The 19,745-nt window shown below is 67.1% G+C and carries 12 protein-coding genes; 1 reads left to right on the forward strand and 11 read right to left on the reverse strand.

The genetic code is table 11. The annotated features are described in order from the left end of the window. The first annotated feature begins 13 nt into the window (after positions 1-13). Positions 14-517 (forward strand): hypothetical protein, encoded by a 504-nt coding sequence (locus tag G6N27_RS15265; RefSeq protein ID WP_163777179.1) that lies wholly within the window; start codon positions 14-16, stop codon positions 515-517. A gap of 7 nt (positions 518-524) precedes the next feature. Here G6N27_RS15265 and G6N27_RS15270 read toward each other — a convergent pair whose 3' ends face one another. From G6N27_RS15270 to glf, 11 genes are all read right to left on the reverse strand, one after another. Next, a complete protein-coding gene (locus G6N27_RS15270) occupies positions 525-2,078 on the reverse strand; it encodes an acyl-CoA carboxylase subunit beta (protein ID WP_163777181.1) in 1,554 nt (517 codons plus the stop codon). Continuing rightward, on the reverse strand, positions 2,079-7,367 hold the full coding sequence (gene pks13 / locus G6N27_RS15275) for a polyketide synthase Pks13 (RefSeq protein ID WP_163777183.1): 5,289 nt from the start codon (positions 7,365-7,367) through the stop codon (positions 2,079-2,081). A gap of 8 nt (positions 7,368-7,375) precedes the next feature. After that, a complete protein-coding gene (fadD32, locus tag G6N27_RS15280) occupies positions 7,376-9,268 on the reverse strand; it encodes a long-chain-fatty-acid--AMP ligase FadD32 (protein WP_163777185.1) in 1,893 nt (630 codons plus the stop codon). 238 nt (positions 9,269-9,506) lie between these two features. After that, positions 9,507-10,520, reverse strand: a complete 1,014-nt coding sequence (gene culp6 / locus G6N27_RS15285; RefSeq protein ID WP_163777187.1) for a carboxylesterase Culp6 — start codon at positions 10,518-10,520, stop codon at positions 9,507-9,509. A 105-nt stretch (positions 10,521-10,625) separates the two neighbouring features. After that, a complete protein-coding gene (locus G6N27_RS15290) occupies positions 10,626-11,516 on the reverse strand; it encodes an esterase family protein (protein ID WP_163777189.1) in 891 nt (296 codons plus the stop codon). 155 nt (positions 11,517-11,671) lie between these two features. Next, a complete protein-coding gene (locus G6N27_RS15295; RefSeq protein WP_163777191.1) occupies positions 11,672-12,715 on the reverse strand; it encodes an esterase family protein in 1,044 nt (347 codons plus the stop codon). A 354-nt stretch (positions 12,716-13,069) separates the two neighbouring features. Next, entirely contained in the window at positions 13,070-15,052 is a 1,983-nt protein-coding gene (zomB, locus tag G6N27_RS15300; RefSeq protein WP_179963291.1) for a flagellar motor control protein ZomB, read from the reverse strand. Next, positions 15,030-15,944, reverse strand: coding sequence for a decaprenyl-phosphate phosphoribosyltransferase (locus tag G6N27_RS15305; protein ID WP_163777192.1), 915 nt, complete (start codon positions 15,942-15,944; stop codon positions 15,030-15,032). The genes zomB and G6N27_RS15305 overlap by 23 nt, the downstream gene beginning before the upstream one ends. Beyond that, entirely contained in the window at positions 15,937-16,512 is a 576-nt protein-coding gene (locus G6N27_RS15310; RefSeq protein ID WP_163777193.1) for a phosphatase PAP2 family protein, read from the reverse strand. Before G6N27_RS15310 ends, G6N27_RS15305 begins: the two co-directional genes overlap by 8 nt. After that, complete coding sequence (locus tag G6N27_RS15315) at positions 16,493-18,466, reverse strand: glycosyltransferase (RefSeq protein WP_163777194.1); 1,974 nt, start codon at positions 18,464-18,466, stop codon at positions 16,493-16,495. Before G6N27_RS15315 ends, G6N27_RS15310 begins: the two co-directional genes overlap by 20 nt. Beyond that, positions 18,463-19,686: a UDP-galactopyranose mutase gene (gene glf / locus G6N27_RS15320; protein ID WP_163777195.1), complete on the reverse strand. Its 1,224-nt coding sequence runs from the start codon at positions 19,684-19,686 to the stop codon at positions 18,463-18,465. Before glf ends, G6N27_RS15315 begins: the two co-directional genes overlap by 4 nt. Positions 19,687-19,745: the final 59 nt, after the last annotated feature.

Consider the following 19,745-nt stretch of genomic DNA (forward strand, 5'->3'; position numbering starts at 1 on the left):
GATAATTGACAAAATGTCAGTAACGATTCCCGCGTTGACCCGTCGCGCCATTCCTGCAGTTTTCGCGACGACCCTGGCGGTGAATTTCGTTGGTGCAGCCGCTATTCCGGCTTCGGCTGCTACGACCGTCCCGCTTCGCAGCCTGCTCCGCGCATGCGACTTCAGCCCGCTTCCCGGCGGCGCGGCGCAAAGCCGTGCCTCGGCCTCGGCGGTAATCCGCGTCAGCGGCGGCACGGTCGCCGCGGATGTGCAGATCTCCGAGCCCGGCACGCCGGGCGCGCACTTCGACGTCGCGTTGATCCAGATGCCGCACGCGGCGACGTCGCCGTGCAACGTCCCGGGTCCGGGCGTCGCGGTTACTGGTGTCAACGCCGATGGCGTGGGCCAGGCGTCCCCCACCGTGCAGGACAGCCTGCGGTCCGGCACAACCGGGGTGTGGCTGTTCATCCAACGGCCGAGCCCGACTTCGCAAAGCCCGGCCGAGTACTACACGTCAGACTTCATCGCGCCGGTCTAAGGCCCGGTTAAACCGGCAGCAGGCCGTGCTTGCGAAGGACCCGTCCGTGTAATTGCTTGTCCCGCAACAAGTGCAGCGATCGACGCAGCAACAGCCGGGTCTCGTGCGGCTCGATGACCGCGTCGATGAAGCCACGTTCGGCGGCGATCCACGGCGTGGCCATATTCAGGTTGTAGCCCTCGATGAAGTCGCGCTTGATCTGCTGCGCCTCAGGCGTGGTCGGGTCGGGGAATCGCTTCATCAGCAATTGCGCAGCGCCGTCGGCGCCGATCACCGCGATGCGCGCGGTGGGCCAGGCGAAGTTGAGGTCAGCGGTCAGCTGCTTGGATCCCATGACCGCGTAGGCGCCGCCGTAAGACTTGCGGATGGTGATCGTCACCTTGGGCACATCGGCCTCGACGACCGCGTACAGGAATCGCCCGCCGCGCTTGATGATTCCGCCCTTCTCCTGCTCGACTCCGGGCAGGAAGCCGGGCGTGTCGACCACGAACACCAGCGGCACATAGAACGCGTCGCAGAACCGGACGAACCGGGCCGCCTTATCGGAGGCTTCGTTGTCGATCGCGCCCGACATGTAGCCCGGCTGGTTGGCCACCACGCCGACCGGCCGGCCGTCGACTCGTGCGAATCCGGTGATGATGGACTGCCCGGCCTGCGCCGCGACGTCGAGGAAGTCGCCGTCGTCGAAGATCCGCAGCAGGATCTCGTGCATGTCGTATGCAGTGTTGTCTGAGTCCGGCACGATCGAGTCGAGTTCCAGATCGCTCGGCGTGATCTCCGGTTCCAGCCCGGGGTTGACCACCGGTGCCGGGTCGAAGCAGTTGGACGGCACGAACGACAAGAAATCGCGCACGTATTGGAATGCGGCCGCCTCGGACTCGACCACCTGGTGGATGTTGCCGTAGCGGGCCTGCGCGTCGGCGCCGCCGAGCTCGTCGAGGGTGACGTCCTCACCGGTCACGTCCTTGATGACGTCCGGGCCGGTGACGAACATGTAGCCCTGGCCGCGCACCGCGACCACCAGATCGGTCTGGATCGGCGAATAGACCGCTCCCCCAGCACATTTGCCAAAGATCAGGGATATCTGCGGTGCCAAGCCGCTCAACAGATCGCCGCGGCGGCCCAACTCGGCGTACCAGGCCAGTGACGTGACCGCGTCCTGGATGCGCGCGCCGGCGGAATCGTTGATGCCGATGATCGGGCAGGCGACCATGGCGCACCACTCCATCAGCGCGGCGACCTTGCGGCCGAACATCTCACCGACCGAGCCCTGGAACACCGTCTGATCGTGGGAGAACACACCGACGGGCCGGCCGTTGATCATCGCTCGACCCGTCACACACCCGTCGCCGAAAAGCGCGTTCGGGTCACCCGGCGTGCGCGCCAGCGCGCCGATCTCCAGGAAGCTGCCCGGGTCGACCAAGTCATGGATCCGGGAGCGGGCGCTGGGGATGCCCTTCTTGTCGCGGCGTGCGATGGCCTTCGGATCACCAGGTTCCTTTGCCAGCTCCAGCTTTTCGCGGAGTTCAGCCAGCAGCTCGGCGGTGGTCTTGGTGGTCACTTAGGCCTCTTTCTGCTCGCCGACAATCTTGTTGAGCGCCTGGGTCATGTGCGCACCGACCTTCGCGATGATCGGCTCGTCGATGGCCTGGATGTGCTCGCCACCGATCGCCACGACCTCCAGATCGGAAACGTACTCGCCCCATCCGCCGTCCGGTTTGCGGGTGGCGTAGGCGGGCTCGAACGTGACCGCATCGTCGTGGTAACGGTCGGCCATGTACAAGGTGACATGCCCGTCGTAGGGCTGGTACTCGGCGGTGTCGATCGCGCGCTGGTCCAGGTAGGACGTGCGCTGGTGCTCGATGATCCCGCCGGGGATCTGCACCCCGCTCTGGCTGATCGCGTCGAGGACGAACCTGACCTGACCTTCGTCGTCGAGCGTTTCGAGGTGCTCGTACGGGATTTCCGGTACCTGGACGTTGAAGGTCCGCTCGGCGAACCGCGCGTAACGGTCCCACCGCTTGCGCGTCTCCTCCTTGGTCTGCAGGATCGGCTCGCCGGGCATCACCGCGTCGATCAACCCGACGAACGGGACGTCGCAGCCCTGCTGCTTGAGCCCGATCGCACAGGCGTAGGCCAGTGCCCCACCCAACGACCAGCCGGCCAGGATGAACGGACCGTTGCCCTGCAACTCGCGCAGCTTCGGCACATAAACGGCGGCGCGTTCTTCGATGGTTCCCTCGACGCGCTCGAAACCGTACATCGGGACGTCGGCCGGCAGCCGGTTCAGCAGTGGCTCGTAGACCACTGTCGACCCGCCCGCGGCGTGGAACACGAAAACCGGTGGCTTGGTTGAGCCTTCGGGCCTGGCCCGGATGGTGCGCACGAAGCCGTCGATCTGACCGGCCTCCAGGAATTCGCGCACCGTGGTCGCGAGCTCCTCGATGGTCGTCGCGGCCCTCACGTCGTCGACGCTGATCTCACCGTCCACCCGCTCGGACAGCCGCTGCGCCAACTTGGCGACGGCGGCGTCGTCGAGCTTGGGCAGCGCGTTGAAGATGCCGCCCGGCGACTTGCCGGTAACGATCGCCCACGTCGCGAACGTGACCCGCTCGGCGGCATCACGCGGTGGCACATCGGAACCGAGAGCATCGGCGACGGCCTGCTGGTTGAGTACCTCCGCCGCGGCGGCCAAAGCCGGTCCCTTCGTGGCGGATTCCGGGCTTGACGGCCCAGCGGGGTTGGTCGGCGGCGGCGGAACCGGCGCCTCGGCAGCCGGAGCTTCCGGTGCCGCCGGTGCGGTCACCGAAACCGGTGTCGCGCCGGCCAGCATCGCCGCCTGCTCCTTGGCGATCTCCTCCGCAGTCTGCGTCTTCTGGTGCTCGTGCAGATCCTGCACCTCGTCGCGGTGCTCGATCGCGTACAGGATGAGTTGCTCGACGTTGAAGAGGTTGGCGTCGCGGACCGCCTGCAGCTGAATCGGCGGCAAGTCGAAGTCGTACTCGACGCGGTTCTTGATCCGCACCGCCATCATCGAGTCCAGCCCCAGCTCGATCAGCGGGACCTCCCAGGGCAGGTCCTCGGGCTCGTAGCCCATTGCCATCGACACGATCGCGGCCAGCCGATCACGCACTGTCTCACCGGAATCCGGCGACCACCGACCCAGGCCGCCCATCTGACGAGCGGTCAGACTGTCGGTCACCGCGACGGCCTTGTCCGACTCGTCAACTGCCGGTTCGACGACCGGCGCGGCGGTGGCCGGTGCGGCGATCGCCGCGCCCGCACCCACGGCCGTCGGCAACACCGCGGCCTGCCCGGCGCGCGACACCAGCGCGTCATACACCAAAGTGAAGGACTCGTCGATGCGTGCGTGCACCTGCACCGAAGCGCCACCGGGGTGCCGGGTCAGCGTCGTCACCAGCCGGGCGTTGTCGCCCGGCACCGCGCGCTGCTCGGAAGCCGTCAGCACCGCATCCGGAAGAACCTGTGTCGCAGCGGCTTTCACCAGCGCCGCCAGGTCGGTCTCGCTGCGCGGGGCGTATTCCCAGACATGCCGGCCGTCGGGCATCGCCACGTGGGTGCCGGGCATCAGCACCGACCCGTCGCCGGAGAAGTGCGCGTCCAGCCAGTGTTCCTTGCGGCGAAAGCGGGTCGGCGGCACGTTCGCGTAGTCGTCCGGCCCGCTTGCCCGGGTGAAGAGTGTGCGGATGTCGAGGTCGTGCCCCAGCACGAACAGCTGCGCCATCGCCGACGTCATCGCCTCGACGTCGTCCTGCTTGCGGGCCAGCGTCGCGATCAGTTGTGCGTCGGGCAATCCCGCGGCGGCGGTGGTCAAACCGATCTGCATGAGCGCGACCGGGTTGGGCGCCAGTTCCAGGAACGTGGTGTAGCCGCTGTCGACGGCGTTGCGCACGCCGTGGGTGAAGTACACCGAATGCCGCATGCCTTTGAGCCAGTAGGCGACGTCGTGAATAGGCTCGCCGCCCGGCCGGACGTAGCTGCCTTCGTGCACCGTCGAGAAGATGCCGATGTTCGGGCTCATCGGCGAAATGCCTTGCAGCTCAGCGGAGAACTCGCCCAGCAGCGGATCCATCTGCGAAGTGTGGCCGGCGCCCTTGGTCTGAAGTTTGCGCGCGAAGCGGCCCTCGGCCTCACAACGTGCGACGATCGCGTCGATCTGATCCGGCGGACCGCCGATGACGGTCTGACTCGGCGCGGCGTAGACGCACACCTCCAAGCCGGGGAAGTCGGCAAACACCGTCTTGAGTTCGTCGGCAGAGTATTCGACCAGCGCCATGAACCGGATGTATTCACCGAACAGCATCGACTCGCCCTCACCCATCAGGTGTGAGCGCGAGCAGATCACCCGGGTGGCGTCGGCCAGGGACAGCCCGCCGGAGAAGTACGCCGACGCGGGCTCACCCAGCGACTGGCCAATCACCGCAGTGGGTTTGGCGCCGTGCGCGCGGAGCACCTCGCCCAGCGCGATCTGGATCGCGAAGATGACGACGTTGCTGGTTTCGATGCCGTAGTCGTGCGAGTCGTCGAGGATCAGCTCGAGAATCGAGTAGCCGCGCTCGTCCTGGATCAGCGCGTCGACCTTCTCGATCCACTCGGCGAAGATCTCGTCGCGCAGATACAGGTTCTTGCCCATCTTGCGGTGCTGCGCGCCGAAACCGGCCATCGCCCACACCGGCCCGTTGGTCACCGGCCCGTCGACGCTGAACACGTTCGGCTTCTGCTTGCCGTCGGCGATCGCGCGCAGGCCCTTGATGGCCTCGTCGTGGTCGTGGGCCAGCACCACGGCGCGAGAACGGCCGTGGTTACGTCGCGACAGCGCCCGGCCGATCGACTCCAGCGAAGACGCTTGGCCCTCAGGGCTTTCCATCCAGTCGGCCAACTCGGCGGCGGCGGCGCGCTTGCGGGAAGTCAGGAACGCCGACACCGGCAGCGGGATCAGCGGCGCCGGAAGCTCTTGGCCGGCAAGCTCTTCCAAGGCGATCTCTTTGAGGCGGATCGCTTCGTCGGTGATGCCGGGCAGCTCGTAGGAGTCTTCCGCGCCGGCCGAGTGGTCGTCTTCGATGAATTCGCCGTACTCGTCGAAGCGCATCCCCCCAACGTGCTCGACGTGCTGTTCCTCGTCGGGTGCAGCGGGTGCGGCGGTTACCTCTACCACCTCGGGTTCGCGCTCGACGACGTCGCGGGGCAGCACCTCACGCAACACGACGTGCGCATTCGCGCCGCCGAAGCCGAAGCTGGACACCCCGGCAACGGCGTACCCGCTGTAGCGGGGCCAGTCGGCGACGTGATCGAGCACTCGCAGATGCGACGCGTCGAAATCGATGTAGGGGTTGGGACCGATGTAGTTGATCGACGGCGGCAGCTTATCGTGCTGCAGCGACAGCACCATCTTGGCCAGGCTGGCCGCACCGGCGGCCGACTCCATGTGTCCCACATTGGTTTTGATCGCACCCAGCAGCGCCGGCTGGTCGGCGGGACGGCCGCGGCCGATGACCCGTCCCAGCGCCTGAGCTTCGATCGGGTCGCCGAGCACCGTTCCGGTGCCGTGCGCCTCGATGTAGTCGACGGTGCGTGGGTTGATGCCGGCGTCCTGGTAAGCCCGACGCAGCACATCGGCCTGGGCGTCCGGGTTGGGTGCGATCAGACCGTTGGACCGGCCGTCGTGGTTGACGGCGCTGCCGGCGATCACCGCGAGGATCTGGTCGCCGTCGCGGCGGGCGTCGTCGACCCGCTTGAGCACCAGCATCGCGCCACCCTCGGATCGGGTGTAGCCGTCGGCGTCGGCGGAGAACGACTTGATCCGGCCGTCCGGTGACAGCACCTGGCCGATCTCGTCGAAACCGAGCGTCACCGCGGGGGTGATCAGCGCGTTGACACCACCGGCAACGGCCGCATCGCACTCACCGCTGCGCAGCGCCTGAATCGCCTGGTGCGTCGCCACCAACGAACTCGAACAGGCGGTGTCCACCGCGACGGACGGTCCGTGGAAGTCGAAAAAGTACGAAACCCGGTTGGCCACAATCGAACTCGCCGTGCCGGTGATGGCATACGGGTGGGCTACGGTGGGATCGGACATCGCCAGGAAGCTGTAGTCGTTGACCGAGGTGCCCACGAAGACGCCGACCGATTCACCGCGCAGGCTCGACGCCGGGATGCGGGCGTGCTCGAGCGCCTCCCAGGTCAGCTCGAGCGCCATCCGCTGTTGCGGATCGATGTTGTCGGCCTCGGTCTTCGACAGCGCGAAGAACTCGGAGTCGAAGCCCTTGATGTCGCTCAGGTAGCCGCCGCGGGTGCGGGCCTTCTTGATCCGCTCGGCCAGCCGCGGCTCTTCCATGAACTCCGACCACCGGCCCTCAGGCAGGTCGGTGATCGCGTCGCGACCCTCCAGCAGCGCGTGCCAGGTCTCGTCGGCGCTGTTCAGGTCGCCGGGCAGCCGGGTGGCCAGACCCACCACGGCAATGTCGACCCGCTCGATCGGACCTTTGCGCGTCCAGTCGGCGTCGTCGGTGCCACCGGCCTCGACCTCCGGGTCACCCTCGACGATCCAGGTGGCCAACGATTCGATCGTCGGGTGCTCGAAGGCGGCGGCGATCGACACCGTGACTCCGGTGCGGTCCTCGATGTCGGCGGCCATCGCCACCGCATCCCGGGATGACAGCCCCAGCTCCACCATCGGCGTGGACTCGTCGACCGATTCGGGCGCCTGACCGGTGGCAGTGCCGACCCAGTTGCGCAGCCACTGCCGCACCTCGGCAATGGTCATGTCGGTACGAGCGGGCTTGACCGTCGACTCGTCGGTCGAAGCTTCGGTATCGAGGGTGTCAGTCATATTCGCAATCAGTCAGCCTGGTCGGGGTAGGCGTTCGGGCCTGTCGTGCCGCTGCGCAGGCTGCCGTCGATGTAGGCGGCGCGGCAGGCGCGACGGCCGATCTTGCCGCTGGAGGTTCGTGGCACCGAGCCGGACTGCACGAGCAGCACGTCGCGGACGGTCACCCCGTGCCGGACGGCGATCGCGGCGCGGATGTCGTCAGCGATCGGCTGGTAGTCGAGCTTGTGCGCACCTGGCGCACGCTCGGCGACGATCACCAACTGTTCTGAGGTGTCGTCCTTGTCGAACTTCAGACCGGCGTGCGGGTTGTCGAACACCGACGCGGGCAGCTGGTTGGTCGGCACCGAGAAGGCGGCCACGTAACCGGTGCGCAGGGCCCGGCTGGCTTCCTGCGCCGAGTACTCCAGGTCCTGCGGGTAGTGGTTGCGGCCGTCGACGATCACGAGGTCTTTGACCCTGCCGGTGATGTACAGGTTGCCCTTGTAATAGGTGCCGTAGTCGCCGGTCCGCACCCAGGTCCCGTCCTCCGCAGCGCCTTCGGCGTGCGACGGGTTGGTGCGCGACTTGAGCAGATTGCGGAAGACCTCCGTCGACTCGGCTTCGCGATTCCAGTAGCCCAGACCCATGTTCGGCCCGTGCAGCCAGATCTCGCCGATCTGCCCGTCGGGCAATTCGGTGGCCGTGTCGGCGTCGACGATCACCGCCCATTCGTCGACACCGATCTTGCCGGCCGACACCTGCGTGACGGCGGTCGGCGTATCGGAAGCCACCTCGACGAATTCGTGCTTGTTCAATGCGTCCCGGTCGACGTGGACGACGGTGGGCCCCTCATTCATCGGGGTGATCGACACGAACAGCGTCGCCTCGGCCAGGCCGTAGCACGGCTTGATCACGTTCTTGTCCAGACCGAGCGGACCGAACGCGTCGGTGAACTTGCGCATCGATGCGACCGAGATCGGCTCGCTGCCGTTGAGCAGCGCCTTGACATTGGACAGATCCAATGGCGGCTCGTCCTCGCGCGGCAGACCCCGCACCGCGGCGTGCTCGTACGCGAAGTTCGGCGCCAGTGAATACGTGGGACCGTCATCGCCCGCGACGCCGGCCAGCGCGCGCATCCAGCGACTCGGCCGGCGCACGAAGGCAGCGGGCGTCATAAAGGTGTTGTGCTGGCCCAACATCGGGCCCAGCATGATCGTGATCAAGCCCATGTCGTGGAAGAACGGCAGCCAGGTGACGCCGCGGTCGCCTTCGGTGCCTTCCAGGGCGGTCAGTACCTGCGTGCAGTTGGTGGCCAGGTTGAGCTGGGTGACCTCGACGCCGGTCGGGGTCCGGGTGGAACCGGAGGTGTACTGCAGATAGGCGACGGAGAGGGCGTCGATCTGCTCGGGTTCCCAGGTGGACGCGACCTCGTCGGGCACGGCGTCGACCGCGATGACACGCGGCCGGTCTTTCGCCGGGCGGCTGCGGAAGAACTTGCGGACGCCTTCGGCGGCGGTGCTGGTGGTCAAAATCGCCGCCGGCTCACAGTCGTCGAGCACGGCGTGCAGCCGGCCGACGTGGCCGGGCTCGGAGGGATCGAACAGCGGCACCCCGATGCGTCCGGCATACAGGATGCCGAAGAAGGCGACGATGTAGTCGAGGTTCTGCGGGCACAGGATGGCGATCCGGTCGCCCGGCTTGGTGACCTGCTGCAGCCGGGCGCCCAGGGCACGGTTGCGGGCGCCGAAGTCTGACCAGGAGATGTCGCGGGTGATGCCGTCGCGTTCGGTGGAGTAGTCCAGGAACCGGTAGGCCAGCCGGTCGCCACGTATCTTCGCCCACTTCTCGACGTGCTTGACCACGTTGGTGTTCTCCGGGAACTTGATCCGGCCGTTGACGATGAACGGGTTGTGGTAGGCCATGCCGTTCTCTCCTTCACCACGCTGCTTGGGCTAAGTCTGTGTGAGCCTCACCGACGGTGTCATCGGCCTCGGGTCGTTCTGCGAGCGCTGCGCGACGCATCGACGCGGTAAGCCGACCATAGTTGCTCTTAAATTGCTCTTAATGTTAGTGGGCGGTGCGCCACGCACCAAATCTGAAAGTACCGCGTATCGCAACTGTGACCTGTGACGCAGGGCCGTACCAACGTGCCCGGTCGCGTCAGCCGTGTTTGGGGTGGGGTGCGCTGTCGATCACGCCGTGCGCCCAATTCAATGCCCATTCGGTGGCAGGCTGGCCGTCCAGACTCCAGAACTGGGTGGTGGCGTACAGCGCATGCACCGGTTGACCGGCGCCGCCGGCCAGGATGTCCAGCGTGCGGGGCAGGTTCGCCAGGCTGAACGCTTCGGGTGGAGCGGCGCAGATCAGATCGCCGGGCCCGCAGATCTCGTTGGTCTTGGCGTTGAGCGTTCCGAAACCGCCCGGCCGCGCGCCGGTCATCGTCAAGCCGAGGTTCGCCAACACCGGCACCTCGTGCAGGATGATCTCGGCGCCCTCGCCGGGCGGGTTGGGCCCGATGTCCGCGCCCACGCCCTGCTGGCGGCGCCCGTCGGCGATCAACGTCACGCCGAGCACCAGGTCGTCGTCGACGGGTCCGCGGCCGTTACCGATGTCGCTGGCGATGTCCCCGGCGATCACCGCGCCCTGCGAGAAGCCCACCAGCACGTAGCTGGTCAGCGGGCATTTGGTGTTCATGTCGGTCAGCGCCTTGACCGCGGCGCGGGTGCCCTCGGCCCGGCTGTCGTCGTACGAGATCTGCGGGTCGCCGCTCAGCGGGTTGTGGAACTGGGCGGTGTACGGAACGGTGTACGTCTCGACCCGGCTGGATTTGAACTGCTCGCTGATCGGACGGGTGACGTTGAGCAGCAATGCCTTCGGGAACTCGACCGGGTTGAGCGGATTGTCCTGCAGCGACGACTCCCAGGTGCCCGGAACCGCGAGGAGTTGCACGTCGGGACAGCTGGAGTCCTGGGATGCCGGTCGCGGCTTGTGCGGGTAGGCCGCACTGCTGGTCGGCGGCACGATGCTCGGCGGCACCGCGCTCGGCGGGGCCTGCCGCTGCCGCAGGATGCCGACCACCGCGAAGATCACCAGCCCGACGACCAGCGCCATCGAGACGGCGGCGATCAACGCCAAGATGCGACGACGGCGTTTCCGCCGGGAATTCACAGCCATGGTCTCCTGCTAGCAGAGTCGGTGAGTTGCACAGCCGACCCGCCACCGAGCGACCGTCGTGCTTGCTTCACGGTACCGGGCGGCGGCACCGTGCCCGGCCGGCTGTTAGCGGATCGCGCCGACGATGTCCCCCGACATCGCACCCAGCTGAGCGCTCCACGAGCCCCAGCCGTTGTCGCCGCCGCCGGGGAAATCGAAGTGCCCGTTGTGGCCACCGACGTTGCGGTACTCCTGGTAGAAGAATCGGGCGTTGCCCATCGCCTCGCCGGCCTGGCCGATCATCGCGGGGACGTCGCCGGCCATGGTGGTCGGGCTCCAGACCCAGATCCGGGAGTTGTTCTGCGCCAACAGCCCCGCGTGCACGTCAGGGTCGTGCCATTTCCACCGGCCCAGCTGCGGAGCGCCCCACATGCCGTTGCCGTCGACGCCGCCGAATTGCTGCATGCCGGCCAGGATCGCGCCGTTGGTCGTGGTGTTCGACGGGTACAGGAAACCCGACAGTGAGCCGGCGTAACCGAAGCGATCCGGGTGGAAGGTGGCCAACGCCATCGCCGCATAGCCGCCCTGCGAGGCCCCGACGGCCGCGTGCCCGCCGGGGGCCAGACCCTTGTTGGCGGCCAGCCAGTCGGGCAGCTCACTGGTCAGGAACGTCTCCCATTGCTTGCTGCCGTCGCGCTCCCAGTTGGTGTACATGCTGAACGCACCGCCGGCCGGTGCGACCACCGAGATGCCCTTGCCCGCGAGGGTGTTCATCGCATTGCCCGCCGTCACCCAGTTGCTGACGTCCGGCGCGGCGTTGAACGCGTCCAGCAGGTACACGGCGTGCGGACCGCCGTGCAGGAAGGCCACCGGGATGTCGCGGCCCATCGCCCCCGACGGAACCATCAGCGACTCGTAGCCCGCGGCACGCGCCGACCCGCCGTGTCCCGCGACAAGGACTCCGACCGTCAACACGGCCGCGCACAGAAGCCTTAGCAGCATCGACAGACCTCTCATACTGACCTCGCTCGTCGCTCGACCACCACGGGGCCGCAGATTGCCCCCATTCCGCAAAGTAGCTAATCACACCCCGCTGGACGCCGACGCCGGAAACGGCGAACGGCGACGACCCCGTGAGGTCGTCGCCGTCCGGCGTATTAACTATTCGACTGTCAGGTGTGCTGACCGGCCGCAGCGGCAGCCGGGGCACCGCCCGGGCCGGGGCCTGCGCCCGGAGTAGCACCGAGGTGCGACTGCAGGTCGGGCAGCATCGCGTGCAGCTGCGAGCCCCAGTACGGCCAGTCGTGCGTGCCGTTGGCGTCGAAGTTGAACACCGCGTTGTTGCCGCCGGCGGCTTTGTACGCATCCTGGAACTTGATGTTGCTGGTCCGCACGAAGCCCTCGAGGAACTTGGCCGGCAGGTTGTCGCCACCAAGCTCAGACGGCTTGCCGTTACCGCAGTACATCCACAGGCGGGTGCCGTTGGCGACGGTCTTGCCGACGTTCAGCAGCGGGTCGTTGCGCGCCCAGGCCGGGTCTTCCTTCGGGCCCCACATGTCGGCGGGCTTGTAGCCGCCGGCGTCACCCATGGCCAGACCGATCAGCGACGGTCCCATGCCCTGCGAGGGGTCCATCAGACCGGAGAACGAACCGACCTCGATGAACTGCGCGGGGTGGTAGTTGGCCAGGTTCAGCGCCGAGGCACCGGCCATCGACAGGCCGACAGCGGCGCTACCGGTCTGCTTGACGCCCTTGGAGGCCAGGAAGGCGGGGAGTTCGCTGGTGAGGAAGGTCTCCCACTTGTAGGTCTGGCAACCGGCTTTGCCGCAAGCCGGCTTGTACCAGTCGGTGTACCAGCTGGACTGGCCGCCCACCGGCATCACGAGCGACAGACCGGACTGTAGGTACCACTCGAACGCGGGGGTGTTGATGTCCCAGCCGTTGAAGTCGTCCTGCGCGCGCAGGCCGTCGAGCAGGTAGACGGCCGGCGAGTTGGCGCCACCACTCTGGAATTGGACCTTGATGTCGCGACCCATGGCCGCCGACGGAACCTGCAGGTACTCGACGGGCAGACCCGGCCGGGAGAACGCGCCAGCGTCCGCGGTCTGGCCCACGACCCCGATCAGGCCCGGCAACAGAGCCGCGCTGGCGGCCCCGATCGCGAGCCGGCGCGGCAACTTACTTGCCACACCGCGAAACCTGTCAACAAGCCTCATTCTTGCTTCCTCATTCATTGTCGGGCCCAACATTGTGGGTCGGACTGCATCGCCCTATTGCCAGCTTCTGCTTGAGCCGCTGCTTGGCTCGCATCGTCGCTGAGCGCGCAGCTGTGCTTCTGTAGTGAACCACATGTTGTGGAGTGGCTTCGCCACCCACTGGGTCCCCAGCCCCGCCTCCGGCCGCGGTCAGATGCGCTGCGCTCGGCCGCAGATCACCGCATTGTGAATGTGCCGACGAGCGGTATTTCGCCGGTAAGAATACATATCCGATGTTGCTGGGAACCGACCGGGTTCCTCGGCGCGAGCCCGCTCGAACGGCCGGCAAAAATTCTGCGTCACAACGCCGGCGGCTCAGGGCCCGGTGGCCGGCAGGCCGGTGTAGGGGGCACCGCCCGACTCCGGCACAGCCAGGCCGCAGCGGATGAGTTCGTAGCGTGGAACCCGGTCGATCCGGTACTTGGTGAACTCATAGGAATGCAGGAAGTTCGACACGAACCGGTGGATGCTCATCGGCGCGCGCACCGAGTTGAGCACCTGCTGGGTGCCCTCGCATTTCAGCGCCGCCTCGGCCTGCTGGACGAATTTCTGGTCGAGGTAGCCCGGGATGCCCGGATACCACTTGACCCACGGCCCATCGGCGATCACCCAGTCCGGGAAGAGGTTTTTGTCATGACCGATGCGGCCGTGCTGCAGCCGGGCGGTGTGCGCCGCAATCGGGTTGGCCAGACCGATCTGGTCGATCACCCGGACATGCAGCCCGACGTTCATGCCGACCATGCCCAGGTTGGTGAAGAACACGGTGTGCGGTCCCTGCTGCGAGGCGGGCGGCGGCGGGTTGGGTGGAATCGGTGGCACGAGATCCCATTGGTCGTAGTTGCCGGACGGCAACAGCAGCGCACCCTCGGGAGTGTTGTTGAGCGCCACCAGCACCGCCCGCATCCGCGGGTAGTCCAGGTAGTCGGCGGCGGTCAACGGGTGCGCGTGGCCGGTCGCCTGCGCGTAGAACCGGCGCTCGTCGACGATGCCGGAGTAGGTGACCCGGGTCGCGTCGTCGCCCAGGCCGGCCGAGTTGGCCGCAAACAGCGCCCAGCCCGCGACGACCATCCACAGGGCGCTCACCCCGCCGGCCAACCAGTAGCCGGCCTCGCGGGGCAGCCCGGTGCCGTCCGGAACCACGACCGGCATCACGGCCACCGGTGCGAGCAGACACAACAGCGGGGCCAGCAAGACCCGGCCGTGCATGAAATCGCCGCCCTGCCGTATCCAATACAGCGCCTGCAGCAGCCCGCTGACGAGGATGAACACCACGACAGCCGTCGAGCTCTGCGTAGTGCGGGCCAGCGTCCCGCGTGCTGACCCCGGCGAGCCGGTGGCCTTGGGCCGGGCTGCGGACGCCCACTGCACCAAACCCAGAACCGCCAGCAGGAACACCGGGACCCACAGCACGTAGGGCCCGTTGAAATTGGACAGATAGATCAAGCCCTGCGACCACTTGTCGCCGCCCGCGTCCTTGGCCAGCGCGGTGCCCGGGAACAGCAGCCCGTAGTAGCCCATCCGGAAGATCTCATAGCCCACCGGCAACAAGCCGCCGGCCAGCACGATCGTCAGCCGTTGCCGCCAGCCCTGCGCCACGATCAGCATCATGATCAGCGCCAGGCCGCCGATCAGCGCCAACTCCGGACGCACCAGCACACTGCACCCGGCCACAAACGCCAGCGCAACGATGAACACCGGCCCGGCCGGCCGCCCCCGCCCGGCCTGCGACCAGCAGACCATCATCCACCACAGCAGACCGAGATAGGCCATCACCAGGCCGCTCTCCAGGCCGGACGTGGCGAAGTCGCGAGCGGGCGGCACCGCCAGGTAGACCAGAGCGCCGGCGGGCAGCATGATCGCGCGACGACCCAGCAGGCTGGGTGCGAACAACCGCCCGGTGCCCAGCATCAGCAGCGCAAGTCCCGCCAGACTCAAGGCGAGAGCCAGCACCAGCGCGACGTACTCCAGGCGCATCGGCCAGGTCAGCCAGCCCGCGGCATACACCAGATATGTCCACACCACCGATGTGTTCGCCTCGACCCGCTCGCCCATGTTGAACACCGGGCCGTTGCCGGCCAACAGGTTTCGGACCGTACGCAACACGATCAGCCCGTCGTCGGCGATCCAGCGCCGCTGCCAGGCACCCCAGCCGAACAGCACCGCGACGACGACCACACCGGCCCACAGGCTCACCCGGACGGTCCTGTCGTACGGGAATGCGGGCCGGTCGAAGAGCCCGATCACCGGCCAGCGCGACGGACCCTTCGCGGCCGGGTCAGCTGAGATAGATTGCGACACCCAGGGTCCCGATCCAGGCCAAGAACAACACCTGCAGCACGCGGTCGCGTAGCGCGATGTCCTCGGGCTCGCCGGCCAGACCGCCGTCGACGTCCACTGCATACCGGAGTATCGCGATGGTGAACGGCACCATCGACACCGCGAACCAGCCGGCCCGGCCGTGGTCGCGCTCGAAGGCCCACAGCCCGTAGCAGACCACCACCGCAGTCGCCGACATCGTCCAGACGAAACGCAGATAGGTGCTGGTGTAGCTCTCCAGCGACTTGCGGATGTTGGCCCCGGTGCGCTCGGCCAGTTGCAACTCGGCGTAACGCTTACCGGCTGCCATGAACAACGAGCCGAACGCCATGGTCAGCAAAAACCATTGCGACAGATGGGTATTGGTGGCAGCGCCGCCGGCGATCGCGCGGATCAGGTACGCCGACGAGACGATGCTGATGTCGATCACCGCTTGGTGTTTGAGGCCGAAGCAGTACCCCAGCTGCATGCCGATGTAAACGGCCATCACCAGCGCCAGGTTCGGGGTCAGCCACCACGCCACGCCCAGCGACACCGCCCCGAGCACCGCCGCCAGCACGTAGGCCAGCCACTCGGGCACCACGCCCGCGGCGATCGGGCGGTTGCGCTTGGTGGGGTGCGCGCGGTCGGCCTCGACGTCGCGGACGTCGTTGACCAGGTAGATCGACGACGCGCCCAGACTGAACACCACGAAGGCCACCACGACCTGCTCGATCACGCGGCCGTTGTAGTGCACGTCGGTGCCCCACCCGGCCAGCGGGGCCGCCGCCACCAGGATGTTCTTCACCCACTGGCGGGGACGCATGGCCTTGACCACGCCGACCATCAGGTTGGTCGGCGATCCGACCACTTTGGCGGCCTCTACTTCACTCATGGCGCCGCTCCTCCGCATTGGCACCGCTACTGCGGTGCACAGTCAGGTCGTCGACTCGGGCGACGACCGCTGCGACGGCAGCGCCAACCGCCACGCCGGTCGCCACGTCGCTGGGATAGTGCACGCCGAGCAGCACCCGGGACAGCGCCATCGGCGGCACCAGCAGGATCGGCAGCGGCAAACCGGTGGCCCGGGCCAGCAGCACGGCCGCCGCGGTGGTCGACGTCGCGTGCGCCGACGGGAAACTCAGGCTGCTCGGGGTGCCCACATTGACCGCCACCGCGGGATGATGCGGCCGGCGGCGTTTGACCAACCGCTTGATGACGACGGCCGCGGCGTGCGCGGTGAATGCGCCGCCGCCGGCGACCAGCCATTCGCGACGACGCGACGGTTGCGCGGCGGCGCCGATCGCCGACACCGCCAGCCAGCCGAGGCTGTGCTCGCCGAAGTGGGACAGCGCCCGCGCCGCTGTGAGCGCTCCGGGACGACCGGCCAATGCGGACTGAACCGCCACCAGAGCGGCGACTTCGCCGCTCGGCGGCGCTGATTCAGCCGTGATGTCGGCCATTGCCAGCCACGTTGTTTTGGGCGTTGTCGTGGGCCGGTAGCAGCACCGTTTCCCATTTCTCCGTGCTGGACAGCACCGGCAGCGCCTCGCGGTAAACGCGGCGCATGTCGTCGAAGCGCCGGAGCAGTTGCCGCTGCCGCCGCAACGACTGCCACAGCAACGCGAACATCTTCGCCCGGTCGCGCTGCCGGTAGACCGCGCCACGGCCGTCGGCCGTCGTCACAGTGGCGCCGTCCAGCGTGCTCAGCCGGAACCAGCGGGCGTCCTGGGTGGGCACGTTGAGCTGAGGGCGCCGATGATGTTCGGGGTCAGCCGTTTTCAGCTGATGCAAGGTGCCGCGGACCAACCGGTACCCGATGACGAACGGGTTCACCGGCGGCTTCATCTCGTGGTTGCGCTCCGAGGGCGCGGGCAATTCGTTGGACGACGGCAGCACCACCGCGTCCGGGAATTCCTGACGCATCCGATGGACGTCCGGCAGTGCCGATTCCAGTATCGAGAAGATGTGCTCCGGCCCGGCCAGGAAGTCGTCGATCGCCCGGTTCTGGATGGCGACGGTCGAATACTCAAGGCAGGAAAGGTGTTTCAGCGTCGCCTTGAGATGGCTGCGGACCAGGCCGGTGACATCGCCGTCCCAGTGCATGGCCGCCACCACCAGGCGGTTGCGCAGGTGGAAATAGGCCTGCCAGTCGATCGCGTCGTCCTTGTCGCTCCAGGCCATGTGCCAGATCGCGGCGCCGGGCAGGGTCGCGGTCGGATACCCGTGTTCCGCGGCGCGCAGCCCGTAATCGGCGTCGTCCCATTTGATGAACAGCGGCAACGGCTGGCCGAGCTCCTCGGCGACGCGCCGCGGGATCATGCACGTCCACCAGCCGTTGTAGTCGACGTCGATGCGCCGGTGTAGCAGGTTGCTGCGAGGGTTGTTGTCGTTCAACGGCAATTCGGAGAAGTCGTGGTCGTATTCGGTGTAGGGGGCCGACGTCCACATGAAGTTCCCGCGGTCGACGATCTCACCCATGATGTGCAGGTGCGACGGCTCCTGCAGGTTGAGCATCTGGCCGCCGACCAGCATCGGCGTCTTCGCGAAGCGATGCAGCGCGAGGATCCGCAGCACGGTGTCCGGCTCCAGCGCGATGTCGTCGTCCATGAACAGGATCTGCTGGCAGTCGGTGTTCTTCAGCGCCTCGTACATGACTCGGCTGTATCCGCCGGAGCCGCCGAGGTTGGGCTGGTTGTGGATCGACAGCCGGTCGCCCAGCGCTGCGGCGGCAGCAGCGAAGTCGGGGTGGTCGCGCACTTTCGACGTGCCCTGGTCGGTGACGATCACCGCACCGATCACCTTGTCCACCAAGGGATCTGAAGTCAGGTCCCGCAATGCGTTGACGCAGTCGTTCGGCCGGTTGAAGGTCGGGATACCAACGGCGACGTTGGCGACGCCCGGCGCTGGATCAGCGGAGTACCAACCGGCGCCGTGCAGCGTCACGTCGCTGTCGGTGGTGATGTCGAACCAGATCCAGCCGCCGTCCTCGAAGGGCTGCAGCGAAACCTCGAACTCGACCGTTGTCGGCTGATCCGCCGAACCGGCGAACTGCCGGCCCTCGACGAAGATCCGCGCGCCGGTGGCCTTGGTGCGGTAGATGTCGACGCGGCCGGCGCCGGTCAGCTCGGCCCGCAGCACCACCGACTTGCACGTCGACCACCGACGCCAGTAACTGGCCGGGAACGCGTTGAAGTACGTGGCGAACGACACTTCGGATTCCGCGAAGATCTGCAACGACGTGCGGTTGGTCGCATGTGCACGACGGGAATTGGTGGTCGACTCCTCCAGGTAGAGCTTGCGCACGTCGAGCGGCTCCCCCGGGCGGGGCAGGATGACACGCGACAGCAGGCTCACGGCCTTGCTGGGTTGTTCGGAGGCGGCCGGGCTTACGTCGTCGACGGTGGGCTTGGTCATCCGCGGGTGCTTTCTGTGCTGCTTTCGTCCTGGGCCAGCGGCGCACCGTCACGCAGGTGCGGCGCCAAGGTGTTGTCGAACATGTTCAGCGCGCTGGCGATAGCCATGTGCATGTCGAGATACTGGTAGGTGCCGAGCCGTCCGCCGAAAAGTACCTTCGCCGAGGCGGTTTCGTCTTTGGCCCGGGTCCGGTAGGCAGCCAGCAAAGCGCGGTCGGCCTCGGTGTTGATCGGGTAGTAGGGCTCGTCGTCGTTCTCGGCGAAGCGGGAGAACTCCCGCACGATCACCGTCTTGTCGGTCGGATATTCGCGCTCCGGGTGGAAATGCCGGAACTCGTGGATTCGGGTGAACGGCACATCGGGGTCGTTGTAGTTCATCACCGGGGTGCCCTGGAAATCACCGCAGTCGCTCAAAACTTCGAGCTCGAAATCCAAAGTGCGCCAGCCTAAGCGGCCGTCGGCGTAGTCGAAGTAGCGGTCCAGCGGACCGGTGTAGACCACCGGAGCGTCCGGACTGGCAGCGCGCAGTTCATCGCGGACGTCGAACCAGTCGGTGTCCAGCCTGACCTCGATGCGGTCGTCTGCGGCCATGTTCTGCAACCACGCGGTATAGCCGTCGACCGGCAGGCCCTCATAGGTGTCGTTGAAGTAGCGGTTGTCGAAGGTGTAGCGCACCGGCAGCCGGGTGATGTTGGCCGCGGGCAGCTCTTTGGGATCGGTCTGCCACTGCTTGGCGGTGTAGTGCTTGACGAAAGCCTCGTAGAGCGGGCGGCCGATCAGTGAGATCGCCTTCTCCTCGAGGTTCTGCGCGTCGGCCGTGTCGATCTCCGCGGCCTGTTCGGCGATCAGCGCCCTGGCCTCGGTGGGCGTGAAGTAGCGGCCGAAGAACTGCGACACCAGGCCCAGGCCCATCGGGAACTGGTAGGCCTGGCCGTCGTGCATGGCGAAAACCCGATGCTGGTAGCCGGTGAAGTCGGTGAACTGTCGCACGTAGTCCCACACCCGCTTGTTCGAGGTGTGGAACAGGTGCGCGCCGTACTTGTGCACCTCGATGCCGGTCTGCGGCTCCGCCTCGGAGTAGGCGTTGCCGCCGAGGTGCGACCGCCGTTCCACGACCAGCACCCGCTTGCCGAGCTGAGTAGCCACGCGCTCGGCAACCGTCAGGCCGAAGAATCCAGAGCCGACGACGAAGAGGTCGAAGCGACCGGAAAGGAAAGTCATCGGTTGCCTAGGGTATCGGACTACGAGACCGCAGCCCGCTTGGCGGCGGCGTTGCGCGG

The sequence above is a fragment of the Mycobacterium cookii genome, from assembly GCF_010727945.1.
Taxonomy (GTDB): domain Bacteria; phylum Actinomycetota; class Actinomycetes; order Mycobacteriales; family Mycobacteriaceae; genus Mycobacterium; species Mycobacterium cookii.